The sequence below is a fragment of the Aureimonas flava genome (assembly GCF_003583935.1).
GTDB lineage: Bacteria > Pseudomonadota > Alphaproteobacteria > Rhizobiales > Rhizobiaceae > Aureimonas > Aureimonas flava.
In genome coordinates, this window is record NZ_QYRN01000002.1 from 382,708 (window position 1) to 401,163 (window position 18,456).

Sequence of the window (18,456 nt, forward strand, 5' to 3'; positions counted from 1 at the left end):
CATCCCGCGCCCGAGCCGGAACACGCGATGGACTGGACCGAACTCCTGCGCGCCGATCCCGCGCTGGCGCTGCCGGAGCGTCACGCCGAGGCCCTGACCCGCGCCGCCGCCCGCCGCTTCCGAGAGGGGGCGCCGGGCGACGCGCTGGTGCTCCTGCGGCGGCGCATGCGCCTGAGCCAGCCGCCGGCGGCGGCCGAGTGCGCGCTGCTCGCCCTGACGGCCTCGGCGGCGGGCGCGCGCGCCGAGGCCGACGCGGCACTGGCCGAGGCGCTCCTCGCCGACCCGCTGGACCCGGCGACCGGGCTCGTCGGCCTGCGCCTCGCCGTCGGCCGCGAGGCGGTGGCGGCGGCCGCCCGGCGCATCCTGGCCGGCCCCGCCGCCGGCGACGACGCCGTGGCGCAGGCTCTGGGAGCCCTCCTCTCGGCCGGCGAGGACGCCGTGCCCCGCCTCGACTTCGCGGACGGGCACCTGACCGGCTGGGCGGCCTGGCGCGGCGAGCCGGCGCCCGCCCTCCTCCTGTTCGGGCCGGGCGGCGAGCGGCGCCACGTGCTGGCCGTCTGCCCGGACCTCGCCTTCCTGCCGCCCGGCGCCCGAGGCGCGCGGATCGATCTGGCCGTGGGCGGCACGCTCGCCGGCTGGCGCCTCGAGCGGGACGGCCGGGTGGTGGCGCAAGGGCCGCTGCACGCCCGCTCGCGCCACCGCGCGCCCCGCCCGACCGCCCTCCCCCCGCGAGCCGTGCCGCCGCGCCGCCCGATCCGGGTGGTGATGCCGGTCCACGGCGACCCGGACACGACGCGCGAGGCGCTGCGGGCAGCGGTGCTGGAGGTCGGGCGCCAGCCCGGCGCCCGGCTCGTGGCGGTGGACGACTGTTCGCCCGTACCCGCGATCACGGCGCTCCTGGAAAGCTTCGCCGCGCGCGGCCTCCTGGAGCTTCGCCGCACCCCGGTGAACCTCGGCTTTCCGGGCGCGGTGGCGCTCGGCCTCGACGGGGCGGACGGGCTCGACGCGCTGGTGCTCAACGCCGACGCGACGCTGCCGGCCGGCGCGCTCGCGCGCCTTGCGGCGGCGGCCTACGCGGCGCCCGACATCGGCACCGTCACCCCCCTGTCCAACAACGGCGAATGGACGAGCTGGCCCCTTCTCGGCCGGGCCGCCCCCGTCCCCCCGCAGGCTGAGGCCGCCCGCCTCGACGCGGCGGCACGCCGCCTCGGGGCGGCGCCGGTGGACCTGCCCAACGGCGTCGGCTTCGCCCTGTTCGTGCGCCACGACTGCCTGGCCGCGATCGGCGCGCCCGCCCGGATCTACGAACGCGGCTATTTCGAGGATCTCGAATGGACGCTGGAGGCGAGGAGGGCCGGCTATCGCAACGTCGCCGCGCCCGACCTCTTCGTGCCCCATCACGGGTCGCGGTCCTTCGGGACGGACAAGGCGCTGCTGGTGGCGCGCAACCTGCGGCGCCTGCGCCGCCGCTATCCCGCGGTCCGCGAGGCGAGCGCCGCGTTTCGCGCCGCCGACCCGCTGCGCGCCGCCCGGGCCCGGCTGGAGGAGGCCTGCCCGCCGGCCGGCCGGCCGACGCTCCTGGTCGGCCCCGCCGGCAGCCCGACGCTGGCCGAACGGCTGCATCGCCTTGGCCCGACGGCAGGGGGCGCGACGGAAAGGGGCACGGCGGCAGGGGGCACGGTGGTGCTGCGCTGGCGCCGCGCCGGCGCGGCGCTCTGCGTCGAGCTCGTGCGCCCGGACGGCGGCGCGCCGCAGTCGCTCGCCTTCGACGCCCTCGCCGAGGCGGACGCCCTCGCCGCCTGGCTGGCGGCGCTCGCCCCCCGCCGCGTCGAGCTGGCGGGCCCGGTGCCGCCCGCCGGCCTCAGCGACGCGATCCTGCGGCTGGACGGCCCCTTCGCGATCCTGGCGGGCGACCCCGAGGCGGGCGCGGCCGAACCGCTGGCGGCGCATTTCGCCGCCTGGCGCGCCCGCCTCGGCGACCGCTGGATCGAGGGGCTCGCGCAGGACCGGGCGACGCACGCGGTTCTCGCACGGCTCCTGCACGGCGACCCCGTCGCCGGCCGCCTCGTGACCGACGCGCCCGAACCGCGGCCCGCCGCGCCCCACCCCGCGCCCCACTCCGCGCACCCCCCGGCGCCCACCGGGCCGCTGGCGCTGGTGATGGCCGTGCCGGCCCCGGCCTCGCTCGGCTTCGCCCGGACGCTCGGTGCCGCGCTCGCCGCGCGGGGGGCGCGGCTCGCCGTGCTGGGCGCCAGCGCCGACGACCTCGCGCTGATCGGCCGGGGCGTCGGCGTCACCGGACGCCTGGAGGCGGGCGAGTTCGCGCCCGCCGCCGCCGCGGTCGGCGCGGCGGCCCTGGCGCTGCCGCCCGCCGACCCCTCGCTCGCCCTGTTCGAGCGCCTCGAGGCGCAGACCGGCCTGCCCGGCGCCCGGGTCGACTGGGGCGGCGCACCGCCCGCCCCACCCGCCTCCTCCCTTGTTCTCGACCGGAGCCGCGATGAGCGACACACCGTCCAAGCCCTCGTCGATTGGTTCGCTGGTCGCCTCGCGCCGTAGGCGCCGGGGCCACGCCGACGCCGGCCAGGCCGCGCCCGAGGACGGCGCCCTGCGCCTCCAAGCCCGGCGCACCGGCGAGACGCTGATCGAGGGCCATGCCGCCGACCCCGGCGATCCCGAGCGCCGCTTCGTGGTGGAGCTGCTGCTCGACGGCGTGCCCGTGGCCCTCGCGCGGGCCGAGCAGCGGCTCGCCGCCGCCGGCGACGGCGCCCCCGTGGGCGACGGCTGCCACGGCTTCGCGTTCGCGCTCGACCCGGCCGTGCTGCCGTTCGCGGCGGTGGCGCAGGTGCGGCTGGCCAACGGCGGCGAGCCGGTGGGCGAGCCGATCGCGCTGCACGGGGGCGAGCCCTTCGCCCCCTCGCCCGCTCCCGCCGGCGAGGTGCGCTGGCTGGGCGGGCTCGAGCTCGCCGGCTGGGTGCACCGCGCCGGCGCCGAGGGCGCACCGCCGCGGATCGAGGCGCACATCGACGACGCGACGGTCTCGCTCGCGTGGGCCGACGGGTGGCGCGAGGTTCGGCGCGGCGCGACGCTGCGCGCCGAGCCCGCCTTTCGCCTGCGCCTGCCCGACCGCTTCGCCGACGGGCGCCTGCACGAGGTGGAGGTCTTCGCCGACGGCCAGCCCCTGCCCGGCGGTCCCTTGCGCCTCCTCGCCTTCGCCGACGGCCTGGCCGCCCATCTCGAGGCGCGGGCCGAAACGGAGGGCGAGCGGCTGCGCGGCGAGCGTTTCGACCGCTGGTTTCCGAACGGCGTGCCGTTCTCCGAGTTCGACCGCTGGAGCGTGCGTTTCCCGCTTCCCTCGCCCCGGCCGCAGGCGGCGCGGCCCTTCGCCGTGGCCGTGTGCGGCGAGGAGGGGGCCGAGGCGAGCCTTGCGGCCGGCGCGCTGGATCGCTCGGGCGAATGGATCGGCGTGGTGCTCCCCGAGCGCGACGGCCGCTTCGATCCGGCCGACCTCCAGGGCTTCCTGGAAGGCGAGGCGGCGGATTGCGACACGGTGCTTCTTATGCAGGCCGGGACGCTGGCCCGGCCCGGCGGGCCGGAGCGCCTTCTCCAGGCGCTGGGGGACGAGCCCGCCGCCGCCGTCGCCTACGGCGACCGGCTTCTCCTCCTGGAGGACGGCGAGCCGGTGCCGCTGGCAGGCACCGCCTTCGACACCGAGCGGGCGCTGGAGCAGGGCAGCGCCGGCGCTCCCTTCGCCATGCGGCGCGGGGCGGTGCTGGCCGCGCTCGGCGAGGGCGCGGGCGACCTCGACCGGATCTTCCTCCATCCGCTGGACCGGGGCTTTGCCGGCACGCCGCTGCATCTGCACGTGCCGGGCTTCGGCTTCGCCGTGCCCCCCTCGCCGGCCGGCGGCGCCGAGCGGCTGGCCGAGGCGGTGCGGGCGCATCTTGGCGCGCGCGGCACCGTTGCCGCGGTGGAGCCGCGCCCGGCCGCCACGCTGCCCGCCGTGCGCGTCGGGCGCGAGCCGGCGGCGGGCGCCTGCGCCATCCTGATCGACGCCGGCTGGCACGACGAGGCGACTGTCGCCGCCGCGCTGGACGCGCTGGAGCCGACGCGGCGCCGCCGGGGGGCAAGCATTCTGGTGTCCTCGCCGAGGCTCGACGAGCGCGCGGCGGCACGCCTCCGGCTCGGCGGCGTCGAGGTCCGGCTCGCGCACGCCGCGCGCTCGCCGGCGCGCCGGCTGAGCGAGGCGGCGGGGCATCTGGGCGGCGAGACGCTGTGCCTCCTGGACGCGGGCCTCGCGCCGCTCGACGACCGCTGGCTGGACGAGCTCCTGGGCCGGCTCGCGGATCCGGGAACCGGGCTCGTCGCGCCGCTGCTGGTGGGGCGGGCGGGCGACGTCGTGGAGGCGGGACTGGCGCTCGACCTCGGAACCGCGCCGCGACCGCGCTTCGGCGGACGGGGCGCGGAGGATCCCGGCCACGGCGACCTGCTCCTGGTGGCCCATCAGGTCGCGGCGGTGGGACCGGCCGCCCTGGCGACGCGGCGGGCCGACTTCCTGGCGCTCGGCGGCTTCGACCCGGTGCTGTTCCCGCGCCATCTCTTCGCCGCCGACTACGCGCTGAAGCTGCAGGCGCTGGGGCGCCGCGTGGTGGTGACGCCCGACGCGCGCCTCCTGCGCTCGGAGGCGGCCGCGCTCGCCATGCCCCCCCTCGCCGCCGGCCTCGCGCGCGAGGTCGACACCCTGTCGGCCCGCTGGGGCCACGTCCTTGCGTCCGATCCCTTCGCGAACCCGCTGCTGCGGCGCGGCGGGGATGGGTTCGACGGACTCGCCTGGCCGCCCGCCGACGCCGCGCCGCGCACCGGGCTGGTGGGCCCGCCGCGCGCGGTGGCGCCCGGCTGGTGAGGCGGCCGGCGCCGCGCCGTCAGAACAGGATGTCGTCGAAATCGTCGCCCGCCGCCGGGGAGGCGTCGGCGCCCGCCCCCGGCACCGCCGCGGGCGGGCCCAGCGCCGCGGCGAACACGCCGCGCTCCTCCTTCATCGTGTAGCCGGCGCAAAGGACCGCATCGAGCCGTGCGGCGTCCGCCGGCGGCAGCTCGGCCTCCGCCGGCTCGCCCACGAGCGTCCCGACGGCGGCGGACAGGGCGCGCATCACCCGCGTGCCCTCTTCATGCAGCGCCATCATCCGAAGCACGGAGCGGATCTCGTCGCCCATGCCGTCGGCCGCCTCGGCGCTGGCCGCGAGCGCCCGGCAACTGTCTCCCTCGGCCGCCGCGAGGCCCGCGCAGGCCGCGGTGAGGTTGCGGTCCACGCTCGCCTCGGCTTCGGCGATGGCGGGCAGGAGCCGGCCGGCCAGATCGCGCGTGGCCTCCGCCGCCTGCTCGATGCCGGCGCGGATCGTGTCCACCTCGGCACGGGCCTGCGAGGACTGCTCGCGGATCACGCGGGCGATGTAGCCGATCGTCTCGTCGCCGCCCTCCACGTGGGCGGCCTGGATCGCGGCGTTGAGACCGGCGAGGTTGAGGTGGAACTCGAGACCCGTCATCTGATCGGTCATCTCGATCAGGAGGGCGGTGCGCTCGACGCTGCGCGCCAGGCTCGCGGCGAGCGCCCGGCGCGCCTCGCCGCCGGCCTCCATGGCGGCGCGCAGGCGCGAGGCGCCGCCTTCCAGCGCGGCGACGCCCCGCCCCGCGACCTCGGGCACGCGCAGGCTTTCCAGGACGCGGCCGCAATCGTCCAACCGGTCGGCGATGGCCGCGAGGTCGAGCGCCAGCCGGTCCATCAGGGCGCCGTAGGTCGCCGCCAGGTCGTCGAGCTGCGCCATCTCCAGCCGCGCCACGCGGTGGATCGCGGCCCGGCGGTGGGCGGGCGCGAGCGGCGCCTCGCCCGGCTCGAAGGTCCCGTCCCGAGCGAGCGGCCCGATCCGGTCGAGATTGCGCACCGTGTGCTCCAGCCGCTGGCGCGCCATGTCGTGCGCCTGGAGGCCCATCACCGCGGCCGCCACCGCGCGCCACACGGCGGTGAAGGCGACCTGCGCCTCCTCGCGCTTCGACGCGGCCACGTCCTGCTCCTCGGCCATCCGCCCGATCAGGGCCTGGAACCCGTGCGCGAGCTCGCGCCCGTCCACCGTCGCGAGGCTGCGCCCGACGATCGCGCGGCTTTCCTGGAGCGCGGCGCGCAAGGTGTCCATGCGCTCGTCGATCGACTGGGCGACCGCGGTACCGGAGGTGACGAGATCATCCACCGTGCGCGAGAAGGACACGAGGTCGACCTCGGCCCCCTTCATGCTCTCGACCTGGGCGCGGGCAATCACCACGATGTAGTCCAGCACCCGGAACACGGTCTTGAGCGAGGCGGACCCGTCGCGCGCGCGCTCCACCGCCGCGTTCAGCTCGCCGATCCGGTCCCGCCGCTCGGCGGTGAGGCGCCATGCCGTCTCGACGCTGGCCGCCGCCTCGACCAGGCCGCCGCGCGCCTCGGCCATCACCGGGTGGGTGAAGACTTCGGTCGCCCGCGCGATGCCCTCGCGCACCTCGGCGATGCGCCCGTGCGCCGTGCGCAGGCGCTCGCCCACCTCCAGGAAGACGCTTTCGCTCGCCACGGTCCAGCGCGTGATGCCGAGCACCAGGCGATCGAGCTCGTCGGGCGGACCGGCGGAAGGGGCGGCCTCGCCGCCGGGCACGGACGGGATCTGGGGGAGCGTCGTCGTCATCGCTTGACCGCCGCGGGCTTGGTGGAGGGATCGGCCGCCAATCGCAGGATCTCGGCCGGGATGCGGTCGAGCGGCAGCTCCGCCTCCACCGCGCCCGCCCGCATGGCTTCCCTGGGCATGCCGTAGACCACGCAACTGCCCTCGTCCTGGCCGAGCGTGCGCGCGCCGGCCGTGCGCAGCTCCAGCATGCCCTTGGCGCCGTCGTCGCCCATGCCGGTCAGGATCACGCCCAGCGCGTTGGCGCCGGCCGCGCGCGCGGCCGAGCGGAACAGGACGTCCACCGAGGGGCGGTGGCGCGTGACCAGCGGCCCGTCGCGCACCTCCACGTGGTACTGCGCGCCGGAGCGCCGGAGCAGGAGATGGTGGTTGCCCGGCGCGATCAGCGCGAGCCCGGGCACCACGCGGTCGCCGGTCGCCGCCTCGCGCACCTCGATCCGGCAGAGCCCGTCGAGCCGGCGCGCGAAGGCGGTGGTGAAGCCGGCCGGCATGTGCTGGACGATCACCATGCCCGGCGAGCTTTCGGGCAACGCCTCCAGGAGCCTGCGCAGCGCCTCCGTGCCGCCGGTCGAGGCGCCGACCACCACGACCTTGTCGGTGGTTCGCTCGATCGGCCGGCCGGAGGCCGGCGGCAGGATCGCGTCGGCGGTCAGCTTCCGCGGGACGTCGATCGTGGCGGTGCGCGCCACGACGCGCGCCCGGGAGGCGGCGCGCACGGCGTCGCAGATCCGCGTCCGGGCCTCCATCAGGAACTGCGGCGTGCCGACGCGCGGCTTGGTGATGATCTCCACCGCGCCCGCCTCCAGCGCCTGCATGGCCATCTGCGAGCCCGCCTCGGCCAGCGAGGAGCAGATCACCACGGGCACGGGGCGCTGGCTCATCAGCTTCTGCACGAAGGTGATGCCGTCCATGCGCGGCATCTCGATGTCGCAGACGATGACGTCGGGCACCTCGTCGCGCATCCGCTCGGCCGCGAAATAGGGGTTGGACGCGGTCGCGATCACCGCGATGTCGGCTTCGGCGTCGAGGATCTCGGTCAGGATCGTGCGCACGCTGGCGCTGTCGTCGACGATGAGGACGCGGATGGTTTTCATGACCTTCACTCGGTCCGTTCGTAGATGTTGCTCCGGATCAGCCGCAGCGGCAGATCGTGCGAGCGGATCGATTCGGCGTGGCCGAGAAACAGGAGCCCGCCGGGCCGCAGGTGGCGCAGGAGCTTGCCGATCACCGTGATCTGGAGCTCCGGCTGGAAGTAGATCAGGACGTTGCGGCAGAAGATCACGTCCATCACCTGACCGGGCCGGTACTCGGCATGCATCAGGTTGATCCGGCCGAGGCGCACGTTGCGGCGCAGCTCGGGCCGCACGGTCAGCCTCCGGGCCGCCCCCCCGTCCGCTGGCATCAGGTATCTCTGGTGGAGCCGGGCCGGCACGCTGCGCGTCGCCTCCGCGTCGTAGACCGCCTCGCGCACGGCGGTCAGCATCCGCACCGAGATGTCGGTGGCCGTCACCGACCAGGGAAACAGCGCGCCGCCGCCGGAAGCGTCGTCGGCGATCATCGCCAGGCTGTAGGCCTCCTGGCCGCTGGACGAGGCGGCCGACCAGATGCGCAGGGCCCGCTCGCGGCCGCCCTCCGCCAGACGCCGCAGCTCGTCCGGCGTCAGGTAGTCGAAATGCGGCGGTTCGCGGAAGAACGACGTCTCGTTGGTGACCACGCAATCGGTGAAGGCCTGCAGCTCGGCGGCCCGTCCGGCGGGCGCGCGCAGGAAGGCGAGATAGGCGCGGAAGTCGTCGACGCCGACGGCCGCCAGGCGACGCCGCAGGCGGGTCTCCAGCAGCACCCGCTTGGCGTCGGTCATCACGATCCCGCAGCTCTCGTCCACCAGCCGGGCCAGTTCGCGAAAGGTGGGCATGTCGAGGCTGGCCGGGGGGACGGCGCCGGTCTGCCTGGTCTGCCGCTGGATCGCCGAGCGCACCATTGGGGGATGTCCGAAATCGGAAAGGGAAGGAAGGGGACGGCGGGCCGGGCACGGCCCGCCGGATCGCGCGCGCGGGCTCCCGATCAGGCGAACGCGAGGCGTTCGGTCTCGAACAGCGTCGGGATGTCGAGGAGGGTCAGGAACGTCTCGCCGCGCCGGCCGATGCCGGTCATGAAGGACGAGTCCCAGGTCTCGCCGAACTCGGGGGCCGGCTCGACCTCGCCATCGGCGAACTCGGTCACCTCGTGCACGGTGTCGGCGATCACCGCCACCGTGCGACGCACGCCGCCCGCCTCGAAGTCCAGGACCACGATGCGGCTGTCGCCCGTGGGCTCCCCGTCCAGCGCGCCGCGCATGCGCAGCTTGGCCTGGAGGTCCACCACCGGCACGCCGCCGCCGCGGACGTCGATCATGCCCAGAAGCAGCGGCGGAGCGTTGGGGATGGGCGCGATCGGCTTGTAGTCCAGGACCTCGCGCACATGGGCGACGCGGATGCCGAACGTCCCGCTGCCCAGCCGGAAGGTCAGGATCTCGCGCGCGGGCTCCTCCTCGGCCCCGTCGGGGCTGGATGGATCGTCGGACAGACCCGTGGCGAAGCTCATGCGCTCATCCTCTCGAACTCGGCGTCCTTCGCCTCGCCCCCGAGGTCGAGATCGAAGCCGCCCCGGGTCGCGGGCCGGGGAGCGGCCTTGGGCCTGGACACGGCGCCCGCGGCGAAGCGGTCCACCGTGGCCTGGAGCGCGCGCACGTCGCGCCCGGCGGCCGCCACGGGCCTCGCCGCCCTGGAGCCCTCGTCGAGGCGGAAGAAGGCGGCGCGGTCGTTGAGGCGGCCGGCCTCGGCGGACAGTTGCTCGGCGGTGGCCGACATCTCGTTGGCGGCCGAGGCGTTCTGCTGGGTGACCTGGTCGAGCTGCTGGATCGCCTCGTTGATCTGCTGGGCGCCGGCGTTCTGCTCGCGGCAGGCGGCCGAGATCTCGGCGACCAGTTCCGCGGTGCGCTGGATGTCGGGCACGAGCTGCTGCAGCATCCCGCCCGCCTCCTCGGCGACCTTCAGCGTCGAGCCCGACAGCGACCCGATCTCGGAGGCCGCGATCTGCGAGCGCTCCGCCAGCTTGCGCACCTCCGAGGCCACCACCGCGAAGCCCTTGCCGTGCTGGCCCGCCCGCGCCGCCTCGATCGCCGCGTTCAGCGCCAGGAGGTCGGTCTGCCGCGCGATCTCCTGCACGATGCGGATCTTGTCGGCGATGGTGCGCATCGCCGCCACCGAGTTGGCCACCGCCTCGCCGCTGCGCTCCGCGCTGCTCGACGCCTGCGCGGCGATCTTCTCCGTGGTCGAGGCGTTCTCCGAGTTCTGTCGGATGTTGGCCGCCATCTCCTCCATCGCGGACGACGCCTGCTCCGTCGCCGCGGCCTGCTCGCTGGAGCCCTGGCTGAGCTGCTCGGCGGTGGCGGACGACTGCTGGGACCCGGCGGCCACCTGGCTGGCCGAGCCGGTGACATCGGACACGATGGAGCGCAGGTTCTCGGTCATCGCGTTCATGGCGCGCAGGAGGTCGCCGATCTCGTCCTGCCCGCGCGCGTCCACCACCTGCGTCAGGTCGCCCGCGCCGATGTCCTCGGCCAGCTTCACCGAACGCTGCAGGCCGCGCGAGATCGAGATGGCCATCCAGGCGGCCGCCGCCGCGCCGATCGCGATCGCCCCCAGCACGATGGCGATCATCATGTTGCGGATCGCGGCGTAGTTGTCCTGCGTCTGGGCGATGATGCCGTTGGCCGTCTCCTGGGTGCGGGCGACGAAGGTCTTGATCGCGGCGGCCGCCTTCGCCGACTCGGGCGCGACCGTGCTGCCGAACACCGCGGCGCCCGCCTTGAACGGGCTGTTCAGGCCACACTTGGCCAGTTCGAGCTGCCGGTCGTGCAGCGCCTGCCAGCGGTCCCGGATCTGGGCGGCCGCGGCCGTGCCGAGCGCGTCGGTGCCGGGAACCGTCGACAGGACCTCGGCGAGGTTGCGATCCGCGTCGTCCAGCTCGCGCATCGCCGCTGCGGACTTGGCGTCGTCGGCATAGTCGATCGTGGAGATCATGGCGAGCTGGGACCGGGTGACGATCGTGCCGAGCTGCTCGGCGACGGCGGCCGCGGCGGCGGAGCGGTCGGCGCGGGCGAACCGGTCGATCTCGGCGCGCATCGCCTCCACAAGCGGCTCCGTCTCGGCGAGCGACGTTCCGCCCGCGTAGGGGTCGACGCCCAGCACCGCGTCGAAGGCGTCGTCCGTGACCTTGTGGAAGACCGACAGCGCTGCGGCGAACTCGGCCAGCTCGCCCTTGCGCGATTCCGCGATGCTGGCGTCGAGCGTCTGCAGATTGGCCTGGACCTTGTTCCAGGACGCCTCGTAGCCGGCCTTCAGCGCCTCGATCTCGGCGGGTTCGGTGGCCACCAGCGACCGGTTCAGGATGCGCCGAACGTCGCGGACCTCGTTGTCGACCTCCTGCGCCAGCCGCACCTGGGCGAAGGGGCGCTCGGCGAAGTCGAGCAGGCTCCGGTTGCTTTCCCCGAGGCTGGAGACGCCGAAGTAGCCCGCGGCACCCAGAAGGGCGAGGACGGCGCCGAAGGAGCCGACGAGTTTGGTCTTGATGGTGACGCGCATCTTGCGGAAGGTCCGGTTCCAGGGGCCGATGGGGAGAGGGAGGATGTCAGGCGTGGGCGGGCGAGGCGTCCGCGCCGAGCACGACCGCGAGATCGACGAGCACCACGATGCGCCCCGCGTGCCGGGCGACGCCCGACAGGAACCGCAGCGGCCAGCGTGTGCCGTTCTCCGGCACCGGCTCCACCGCGCCGCGGTCCAGCGCGACGACCTCGTGGACGGCGTCGGCCTTGATGGCGACCAGGAACCCCTCGCCGCCGACCTCCACGCGAGACACCACGACGCGCGAGCTCGCCGTGTCGGCGACGGGCGGCATGTCCAGCCGGCACCGCAGGTCGACCAGGGGCATGATGTTGCCGCGCACGTTGACGAGGCCGGGGGCGAAGTCGGGCGCGTTCGGCACCCGCGTGACGGCCGGAGGGTCGAGTACCTCGTGGACGGCCTCCACCCGCAGGGCGAAGAGGTCCTCGCCCAGGGAAACGGTGAGGAAGTCCTCGGGCGGGGCGCCGGGCGCGCCCGCGGCGGGAATGGCGTGGCTCATGGCGGGGCTCCGGCTCAGGCGGCGAGGCGTTCGGCGCGCGGGGCGCCGGCCTGGCGGACCAGCGAGTTGACGTCCAGGATGAGCGCCACCGAGCCGTCGCCGAGGATGGTCGCGCCCGCCAGGCCCGGCGTGTGCCGATGCAGGGGCGAGAGCGGCTTGATCACGGTCTGGTGCTGGCCCACCACCTGGTCCACCACCATGCCGACCCGTCCGGTGTCGGTGTCGGCGACCACCACGATGCCGTCCTCGCGGCCGGTCCCGCCGAACACGTCGTCCAGGCGCAGGATCGGCACCATCGTGTGGCGGATGTCGACGAAGTTGCGGCCCGAGGAGGTGCGGCCTTCGATCGAGGACAGCTCGACGCATTCCTCCACGTTGGCGAGCGGCAGGATGCACTTCGTGCCGCCGACGCTGACCAGCAGCCCGTCGATGATGGCCAAGGTCAGCGGCAGGCGCAGGGTGAAGCGCGTGCCCCGGCCGGGCTCGGTGGCGATCTCGATCGAGCCGTGCAGCTCGCCGATCGTGCGCCGCACGACGTCCATGCCGACGCCGCGCCCCGACAGGTTGGAGACAGCCGCCGCGGTGGACAGGCCGGGATGGAAGATCAGCTCGTCGATCTCGCGCTCCGCCGGCGTCGCACCCTCGGCCACGATGCCGGCGGCGCGCGCCTTCTCCAGGATGCGCCCGCGATCGAGCCCGGCGCCGTCGTCCTCGACGGCGATGATCACCTCGGTGCCGGACTGGCGGGCCGAGAGGCGGAGCGAGCCGCGCCGGGGCTTGCCGGCGGCCAGGCGCCGGTCCTGCCGCTCGATGCCGTGGTCGATCGAGTTGCGGATGATGTGGACGAGCGGGTCGCCGAGCCGGTCCAGCACCGTCTTGTCGAGCTCGGTGTCCTCGCCCGACAGGACGAGGTCGATCTCCTTGCCGAGGTCGCCCGACAGGTCGCGCACCACGCGGCGGTAGCGGCTGAACAGCGTGTCGATGGGCAGCATGCGCATGTCCATCGCCGAGTCGCGCAGGTCCGCCGAGATGCGCTCGATCTCCTCCACCACGGCGGTGAGCGCCGGGTCGTGCCGCTGGTGGGTGAGCGCGATCAGGCGCGCCTGGGCGATCACCAGCTCGCCGACCTGGTCGAGCAGCGTGTCGAGGCGCGCGGCCGACACGCGCACGCTGGCCTCGGGCGAGGCCTGTGCGAGCGTCCTCGCCCCGGCCTCGCCGCTCTGCGCGGGCGCCGTGGCGGCCGGAGCGGGGGTCGGAGCGGGCGCGGCCGGCGCGGCATCGGCTGCCGGGCCGAGGTCCTCGATCGCGACGGCGCCAGGCTCGTCCACGAAGATGAACACGTCCTCGATCGCCTCGCGGCCGCGCCCCGTGGTCAGCACCACGCGCCAGGCGAGGTGAAGCGCCGTGGGCGCCAGGAGCGCGAGCTCGGGAAGGGCGTCGGCCAGAACCTCCACCTCGGCCGGGCCGAGCGCGCGCAGCTCGTCCAGGAGCGCCAGCGGATTGGTGCCGAACAGCAGCGCGTTGGCCGGCAGGCGCAAGGTCACGGCGAAGCGATGCGCGTCGGCGCCGGCGGGCGCGGCGGCGGCGAACCCTGCGGCGGCCGGGGCGGCGCCCCGCGGACCGCCGACCTCAGCCTCCAGCGCGGCCACGAGCTCGGCGCTGCGCGCGGCCAGGCCCGGTGCCGGCTCGAACAGGAGGCGGCGGATTTGGTCGGCGGCGGCCAGGAGCACGCCCACCAGCGCGGGCGTCAGCGGCACCTCGCCGCGGCGCACCGTCTCGAACGCGTCCTCCAGCTTGTGGGCGAAGGCGGCCATCTCGGGCGGGCCGAACATGCCGCCCGACCCCTTCAGCGTATGGAGGGCGCGAAAGGTCGTGTTGATCAGCTCGGCGTCGCCGGGGCGCGCCTCGAGGTCGAGCAGCGCCACCTCGAGCTGCTCCAGAAGGTCGCGCGCCTCGTTCAGGAAGATCTCGACGGCGTTGCCGCTGGTCATGGCGGTCAGGCCCCGATCAGCTTGTTGACCACCGCCAGGAGCCGGGTCTGGTCGAAGGGCTTGACGATCCAGCCGGTCGCGCCCGCCGCCCGGCCGGCGGCCTTCTTGGCCTCGTCGGACTCGGTGGTGAGCATGACGATCGGCATGCCGGCATGCTCGGGCATGGCGCGGATCCGGCCGATCATCGTGATCCCGTCCATGTTGGGCATGTTGAGATCGGTGATCACCAGCGCGAAACGGCCGCCGGCCAGCTTGCCGAGGGCGTCGAGACCGTCCTCCGCGGTGGTGGGCGCATAGCCGGCCGTTTCCAGCGTGAAGGAAAGCATCTGACGGACGCTGGCGGAATCGTCGACGCAGAGAACGGGCTTGCCCATGGGGTCCAACCTTTTTTCGTGATGTGATCAGGCGCGCGCGCTCTCGGCCCAGCCGTCCAGGCCGGCGCGCCCGAGAAGCTCGCGGACCGCCGGCGAGGGCAGGAGGGTGGTGGCAAGGCCCCGCGCGGCGGCCGCGCGCCGAGCGGCGACCAGGAGCTGGGTCAGGCTGACGTCGGCCTCCGCCACCCCGGTGGCATCGATCAGAAGGCCGTCCGCGGCGTGGCGGAGCATGTGCTCGCTTAAGGCGGCATGGATCGCTTCGGCCTGCGACAGGGTGCAGGCTTCGCCAAGCGTGAAGGGCGTCATCACCGTCGGTCCGGGGTGTGTTCGATAGTCGGCTTATGAATAAAGTCCATTCGTTAAAATAAGCATTCCGGAAACCACTCGCGCAGCGTGCGCCATCTCGCGCCAGAGGCGTAAAAGCCGTTTCGTGCCAACGCCTTCGCCCTTCCGGAAACGCGGGTGGGCAAGGCGTTTCAGGCCTGGCGCCGCCCCTGCGCCGAGCCCTCGCGCGGCCCGCTGGTCGGCGCGATCTTCACGCTTCGCTCACCCTGTTCGCGGAATGGGGGTGGACCGCCCCGGCGGTCGGTTCGCCCGCCCGGCGGTCCGGCCCGGTGCATCGCGCGCGCGGGCCGTCGGCGCCCGGTTTGCCGAGCGGCGCGTGCGCGCGCACAATCGCGGCGAATCGACCGGAGACGCCGCCATGTCCGCCCTGCCCTCGCCCGCCGTCGCCACCGCCGCCGCCGAACGGGCGGTGTTCCAGTGGGCCGACCCCTTTCGGCTGGAGGACCAGCTCAGCGAGGACGAGCGGCTGATCTTCGCCACGGCCACGCAGTTCGCCGAGGAGCGCCTGCGCCCGCGCGTGGTGGAGGCCTATGCGCGCGAGGAGACCGACCCGTCGATCTTCGCGGAGATGGGCGCGCTGGGTCTCCTGGGCGTGACGCTGCCCGAGGACTACGGCGGCGCAGGCGCGTCCTACGTGTCCTACGGGCTCGTGGCGCGGGCGGTGGAGCGGGTGGATTCGGGCTACCGCTCGATGATGAGCGTGCAGTCCTCGCTGGTGATGTACCCGATCCACGCCTACGGAACGCCGGCGCAGCACCGCGCCTACCTGCCGCGTCTGGCCAGCGGCGAGTGGATCGGCTGCTTCGGCCTCACCGAGCCCGACGCCGGCTCCGATCCGGCCGGCATGCGCACGCGCGCGCACAAGATCGACGGCGGCTACAGCCTGTCGGGCGCCAAGACCTGGATCTCCAACGCCCCGATCGCCGACGTCTTCGTGGTCTGGGCGAAGTCCGACGCACACGACGGGGCGATCCGGGGCTTCGTCCTCGAAAAGGGCACGAAGGGCCTGTCCGCGCCCCGGATCGAGGGCAAGCTCTCGCTGCGCGCCTCGGTCACCGGCGAGATCGTGATGGACGGGGTGGAGGTCGGCGAAGACGCGCTGCTTCCGGGCGTGTCCGGCCTCAAGGGGCCGTTCGGCTGCCTCAACCGCGCCCGCTACGGCATATCCTGGGGCGCCATGGGCGCCGCCGAGGACTGCTGGCACCGCGCCCGCGCCTACACGCTGGAGCGCACCCAGTTCGGCCGCCCGCTCGCCCAGACGCAGCTCGTGCAGCGCAAGCTCGCCGACATGCAGACCGAGATCGCGCTCGGCCTGCAGGCGGCCCTGCGCGTCGGCCGCCTCCTGGACGAGGGGCGCATGGCCCCGGAGATGATCTCCCTGGTGAAGCGCAACAACTGCGGCAAGGCGCTCGACATCGCCCGGGCCGCGCGGGACATGCACGGGGGCAACGGCATCATGGGCGAGTACCACGTGATGCGCCACGCGCAGAACCTCGAGACCGTGAACACCTACGAGGGCACGCACGACGTCCATGCCCTGATCCTCGGCCGCGCCCAGACCGGGCTCCAGGCCTTCTTCTGATGGGCGCCGCGCCGCTGGAGGGGCTCAAGGTGCTGGAGCTCGCCCGGATCCTCGCCGGGCCCTGGATCGGCCAGACGCTGGCCGATCTCGGCGCGGAGGTGATCAAGGTCGAGGCGCCGGAGGGCGACGACACCCGCCGCTGGGGTCCGCCCTTCGTGGAGCACGGGGGCGAGCGGGCGGCCGCCTATTTCCACGCCTGCAACCGGGGCAAGCGGTCGGTGGTGGCCGATTTCGCCACGCCGGAGGGCCGCGCCCTGGTGCGGCGGCTGGCGGGCGAGGCCGACGTCCTGGTCGAGAACTTCAAGGTCGGCGGGCTCGCGCGCTACGGGCTCGACTACGCGAGCCTGTCGGCGGCGAACCCGCGCCTCGTCTACTGCTCCCTCACCGGCTTCGGCCAGGACGGGCCCTACGCCGCCAGGGCCGGCTACGACTTCATGATCCAGGCCATGGGCGGGATCATGCACCTCACGGGCGAGCCGGAGGGCGCGCCGCAGAAGATCGGCGTGGCGCTCGCCGACATCGTCACAGGCCTCTACGGCACGATCGCCATCCAGGCGGCGCTGGCGCGACGCGAGCGCACCGGGCGCGGCGACCATATCGACATGGCGCTGATGGACTGCATGGCCGGCGTGCTCGCCAACCAGGCGCTGAACCACTTCGCCGGCGGCGCGGCGCCCCGCCGCCTCGGCAACGCCCATCCCAACATCGTGCCCTACCAGGCCTTCGCGGTCTCCGACGGACACGTGGTGGTGGCCTGCGGCAACGACCGGCAGTTCGCCCGGTTCGCCGGCGTGCTCGGCGAGGCGGACCTTGCGGCGGATCCGCGCTTTCGCACCAACGAGGCGCGCGTGGCGAACCGCGCCGCGCTGGTGCCGATCCTGGAGGCGCGGCTCCTCCGGACGACGCGCGACGCGCTGCTCGAGGCGCTGGAGCGCGAGGGCGTGCCGGCCGGGCCGATCAACACGCTGGACGACGTCTTCGCCGACCCGCAGGTCGTCCATCGCGGCCTGCGGATCGACCCGGAGGGCGTGCCGGGCCTTCGCACGCCGATCCGCTTCCGCGAAGCCGAGCTCTCGCTCGCCCGCGCCTCGCCGCGCCTCGGCGACGGCGGAACCGCTGGCTTCGGCGAAGGGTGAGGCGCCGGCCGGCCGCGCGCGTCAGCCGTCCAGGCCGCAGGCGCGGCGCAGGAGGGCACAAGCCTCCGCTCGCCCCACCGCCGCGCAGCGCACCATGGCCTCCTCGGCCCGCGCGCGGTTGCGCAGGAGGTAGGCCGCGTTGTCCGGGTAGCGGCTGGCGCGCCATTCGCCGATCGTGATCGTCATCGCCTGCCGCACCGCCACGAGGTCTGGCAGGAGGTCGAGCTCGTGCGCCGGCATCGGATGCTCCGCGTGGTAGGCGGCGGCGATCTGCGCCGCAGGCCCGAACGGGTGCCCCTCCTCGGGCACCTGGTAGGCGCAGGCGACCGCGAGATCGTAGATCGCGAAGGTCTCCACCAAGTCGCCGAAGTCGAGGATGCCGGTGAGCCGGTCCATGTCCGCCTCGTCCACCAGGAGGTTGGACGGGTTGAAGTCGTTGTGCACCACCTGCCGCCGCAGGCCGGTCTCGCTCGGGGCGATCTCGTCGCGGAAGCGGGTGAACACGGCCTCCACCCGCGCGCGCAGGGCGGGGTCGCCGACATGGCGCGTGCGCGCGAGAAGCGCCGGCGCGCGGCGGATGTCCCAGACGATCTCGTGCGCGGCGGCGGGGTCGGAGAAACCGGCGAGCCCGGCCGTGAGGCGTCCCAGCGCGGCGCCCAGCGCCCGCATCTGGCGCGGGCTGCGCGGCGTGCCGAGGAGCGGCCGGCCCGGCAGCCAGGTGAGGAGCCGGGCGACGTGGCGCTCGCCGCCGTGCGGGGCCGGGAACGCCGTCTCGCCCGCGCGCGTGCGCACCAGCCGCGGGGCCGGCACGTCCGGCGCGGCGCGTTCGAGATGCTCCAGCGCCCGGCTCTGGAACAGGGTGACGGCCGGATCCTCGGCCGCGTTGGCGATCTTCAGCACGAAGCGCCCGCCGTCCGCCGCGTCCATCCGCACGGTGAGGTCGCGCTCGCTGGCCAGCATCGTCGCCCTGGCCGCGATCGCGTACCGCTCGCGCACCAGCGCCTCGATCTCGGCCGGGGCGAAGCCCGGCGGGCGCGTGGTGAAGGCCGAGCGCGGCCCGGCGGTGTCGGACGGCGGCATGACCGGCCTTTCGCGCGAGGGTGGGGCATGACGGGCGCGCGGGCCCCCGTGGCGGCCCGATCGTGCCCCCATGCGATAGGCCAT

14 protein-coding genes are annotated in these 18,456 nt (G+C 74.8%); 4 read left to right on the plus strand and 10 right to left on the minus strand.

The annotated features are described in order from the left end of the window. Window positions 1–27 precede the first annotated feature (27 nt). Both D3218_RS04995 and D3218_RS05000 read left to right on the plus strand, forming a co-directional pair. Window positions 28–2,556 (plus strand): glycosyltransferase, encoded by a 2,529-nt coding sequence (locus D3218_RS04995; RefSeq protein ID WP_119538791.1) that lies wholly within the window; start codon window positions 28–30, stop codon window positions 2,554–2,556. Continuing rightward, window positions 2,498–4,900, plus strand: coding sequence for a glycosyltransferase family 2 protein (locus D3218_RS05000; RefSeq protein ID WP_119538792.1), 2,403 nt, complete (start codon window positions 2,498–2,500; stop codon window positions 4,898–4,900). Before D3218_RS04995 ends, D3218_RS05000 begins: the two co-directional genes overlap by 59 nt. A 19-nt stretch (window positions 4,901–4,919) precedes the next feature. On the opposite strand, the gene D3218_RS05005 is transcribed toward D3218_RS05000, so the two are convergent. The 9 genes from D3218_RS05005 to D3218_RS05045 all read right to left on the minus strand — a co-directional run bounded on the left by D3218_RS05005 (window position 4,920) and on the right by D3218_RS05045 (window position 14,535). Further along, entirely contained in the window at window positions 4,920–6,707 is a 1,788-nt protein-coding gene (locus D3218_RS05005; RefSeq protein WP_119538793.1) for a hypothetical protein, read from the minus strand. Further along, the gene (locus D3218_RS05010; RefSeq protein ID WP_119538932.1) at window positions 6,704–7,798 is read right to left on the minus strand and encodes a protein-glutamate methylesterase/protein-glutamine glutaminase; all 1,095 of its coding nucleotides are present in this window, start codon (window positions 7,796–7,798) and stop codon (window positions 6,704–6,706) included. Before D3218_RS05010 ends, D3218_RS05005 begins: the two co-directional genes overlap by 4 nt. A 5-nt stretch (window positions 7,799–7,803) precedes the next feature. Then, window positions 7,804–8,682 (minus strand): CheR family methyltransferase, encoded by an 879-nt coding sequence (locus tag D3218_RS05015; protein ID WP_119538794.1) that lies wholly within the window; start codon window positions 8,680–8,682, stop codon window positions 7,804–7,806. An 83-nt stretch (window positions 8,683–8,765) separates the two neighbouring features. After that, window positions 8,766–9,284 (minus strand): chemotaxis protein CheW, encoded by a 519-nt coding sequence (locus D3218_RS05020; protein WP_119538795.1) that lies wholly within the window; start codon window positions 9,282–9,284, stop codon window positions 8,766–8,768. Continuing rightward, the gene (locus D3218_RS05025) at window positions 9,281–11,326 is read right to left on the minus strand and encodes a HAMP domain-containing methyl-accepting chemotaxis protein (protein WP_119538796.1); all 2,046 of its coding nucleotides are present in this window, start codon (window positions 11,324–11,326) and stop codon (window positions 9,281–9,283) included. The genes D3218_RS05020 and D3218_RS05025 overlap by 4 nt, the downstream gene beginning before the upstream one ends. Window positions 11,327–11,372: 46 nt before the next feature. Next, entirely contained in the window at window positions 11,373–11,864 is a 492-nt protein-coding gene (locus tag D3218_RS05030) for a chemotaxis protein CheW (RefSeq protein ID WP_119538797.1), read from the minus strand. A 14-nt stretch (window positions 11,865–11,878) separates the two neighbouring features. Then, window positions 11,879–13,855, minus strand: coding sequence for a chemotaxis protein CheA (locus tag D3218_RS05035; RefSeq protein WP_119538798.1), 1,977 nt, complete (start codon window positions 13,853–13,855; stop codon window positions 11,879–11,881). A 5-nt stretch (window positions 13,856–13,860) separates the two neighbouring features. Then, the gene (locus D3218_RS05040; RefSeq protein WP_119538799.1) at window positions 13,861–14,229 is read right to left on the minus strand and encodes a response regulator; all 369 of its coding nucleotides are present in this window, start codon (window positions 14,227–14,229) and stop codon (window positions 13,861–13,863) included. A 27-nt stretch (window positions 14,230–14,256) separates the two neighbouring features. After that, entirely contained in the window at window positions 14,257–14,535 is a 279-nt protein-coding gene (locus D3218_RS05045) for an STAS domain-containing protein (RefSeq protein ID WP_119538800.1), read from the minus strand. Window positions 14,536–14,932: 397 nt separating this feature from the next. On the opposite strand from D3218_RS05045, the gene D3218_RS05050 reads away from it, so the two are divergent. Both D3218_RS05050 and D3218_RS05055 read left to right on the plus strand, forming a co-directional pair. Beyond that, window positions 14,933–16,156 carry an acyl-CoA dehydrogenase gene (locus D3218_RS05050; RefSeq protein WP_119538933.1) on the plus strand — a complete coding sequence of 408 codons (1,224 nt, stop codon included), beginning with the start codon at window positions 14,933–14,935 and terminating at the stop codon, window positions 16,154–16,156. After that, window positions 16,156–17,292, plus strand: coding sequence for a CaiB/BaiF CoA transferase family protein (locus tag D3218_RS05055; RefSeq protein ID WP_119538801.1), 1,137 nt, complete (start codon window positions 16,156–16,158; stop codon window positions 17,290–17,292). Before D3218_RS05050 ends, D3218_RS05055 begins: the two co-directional genes overlap by 1 nt. Before the next feature lie 21 nt (window positions 17,293–17,313). Here D3218_RS05055 and D3218_RS05060 read toward each other — a convergent pair whose 3' ends face one another. Then, window positions 17,314–18,372: a phosphotransferase gene (locus tag D3218_RS05060; RefSeq protein ID WP_168990414.1), complete on the minus strand. Its 1,059-nt coding sequence runs from the start codon at window positions 18,370–18,372 to the stop codon at window positions 17,314–17,316. Window positions 18,373–18,456 lie beyond the last annotated feature (84 nt).

Bases quoted from the DNA above. Each gene is read 5' to 3' on its own strand.
- D3218_RS05005 (WP_119538793.1), bottom strand. From the start codon at position 6,707: ATGACGACGACGCTCCCCCAGATCCCGTCCGTGCCCGGCGGCGAGGCC.
- D3218_RS05030 (WP_119538797.1), bottom strand. From the start codon at position 11,864: ATGAGCCACGCCATTCCCGCCGCGGGCGCGCCCGGCGCCCCGCCCGAG.
- D3218_RS05020 (WP_119538795.1), bottom strand. From the start codon at position 9,284: ATGAGCTTCGCCACGGGTCTGTCCGACGATCCATCCAGCCCCGACGGG.
- D3218_RS05040 (WP_119538799.1), bottom strand. From the start codon at position 14,229: ATGGGCAAGCCCGTTCTCTGCGTCGACGATTCCGCCAGCGTCCGTCAG.
- D3218_RS05035 (WP_119538798.1), bottom strand. From the start codon at position 13,855: ATGACCAGCGGCAACGCCGTCGAGATCTTCCTGAACGAGGCGCGCGAC.
- D3218_RS05000 (WP_119538792.1), top strand. From the start codon at position 2,498: ATGAGCGACACACCGTCCAAGCCCTCGTCGATTGGTTCGCTGGTCGCC.
- D3218_RS04995 (WP_119538791.1), top strand. From the start codon at position 28: ATGGACTGGACCGAACTCCTGCGCGCCGATCCCGCGCTGGCGCTGCCG.
- D3218_RS05055 (WP_119538801.1), top strand. From the start codon at position 16,156: ATGGGCGCCGCGCCGCTGGAGGGGCTCAAGGTGCTGGAGCTCGCCCGG.
- D3218_RS05010 (WP_119538932.1), bottom strand. From the start codon at position 7,798: ATGAAAACCATCCGCGTCCTCATCGTCGACGACAGCGCCAGCGTGCGC.
- D3218_RS05025 (WP_119538796.1), bottom strand. From the start codon at position 11,326: ATGCGCGTCACCATCAAGACCAAACTCGTCGGCTCCTTCGGCGCCGTC.
- D3218_RS05060 (WP_168990414.1), bottom strand. From the start codon at position 18,372: ATGCCGCCGTCCGACACCGCCGGGCCGCGCTCGGCCTTCACCACGCGC.
- D3218_RS05045 (WP_119538800.1), bottom strand. From the start codon at position 14,535: ATGACGCCCTTCACGCTTGGCGAAGCCTGCACCCTGTCGCAGGCCGAA.
- D3218_RS05050 (WP_119538933.1), top strand. From the start codon at position 14,933: ATGTCCGCCCTGCCCTCGCCCGCCGTCGCCACCGCCGCCGCCGAACGG.
- D3218_RS05015 (WP_119538794.1), bottom strand. From the start codon at position 8,682: ATGGTGCGCTCGGCGATCCAGCGGCAGACCAGGCAGACCGGCGCCGTC.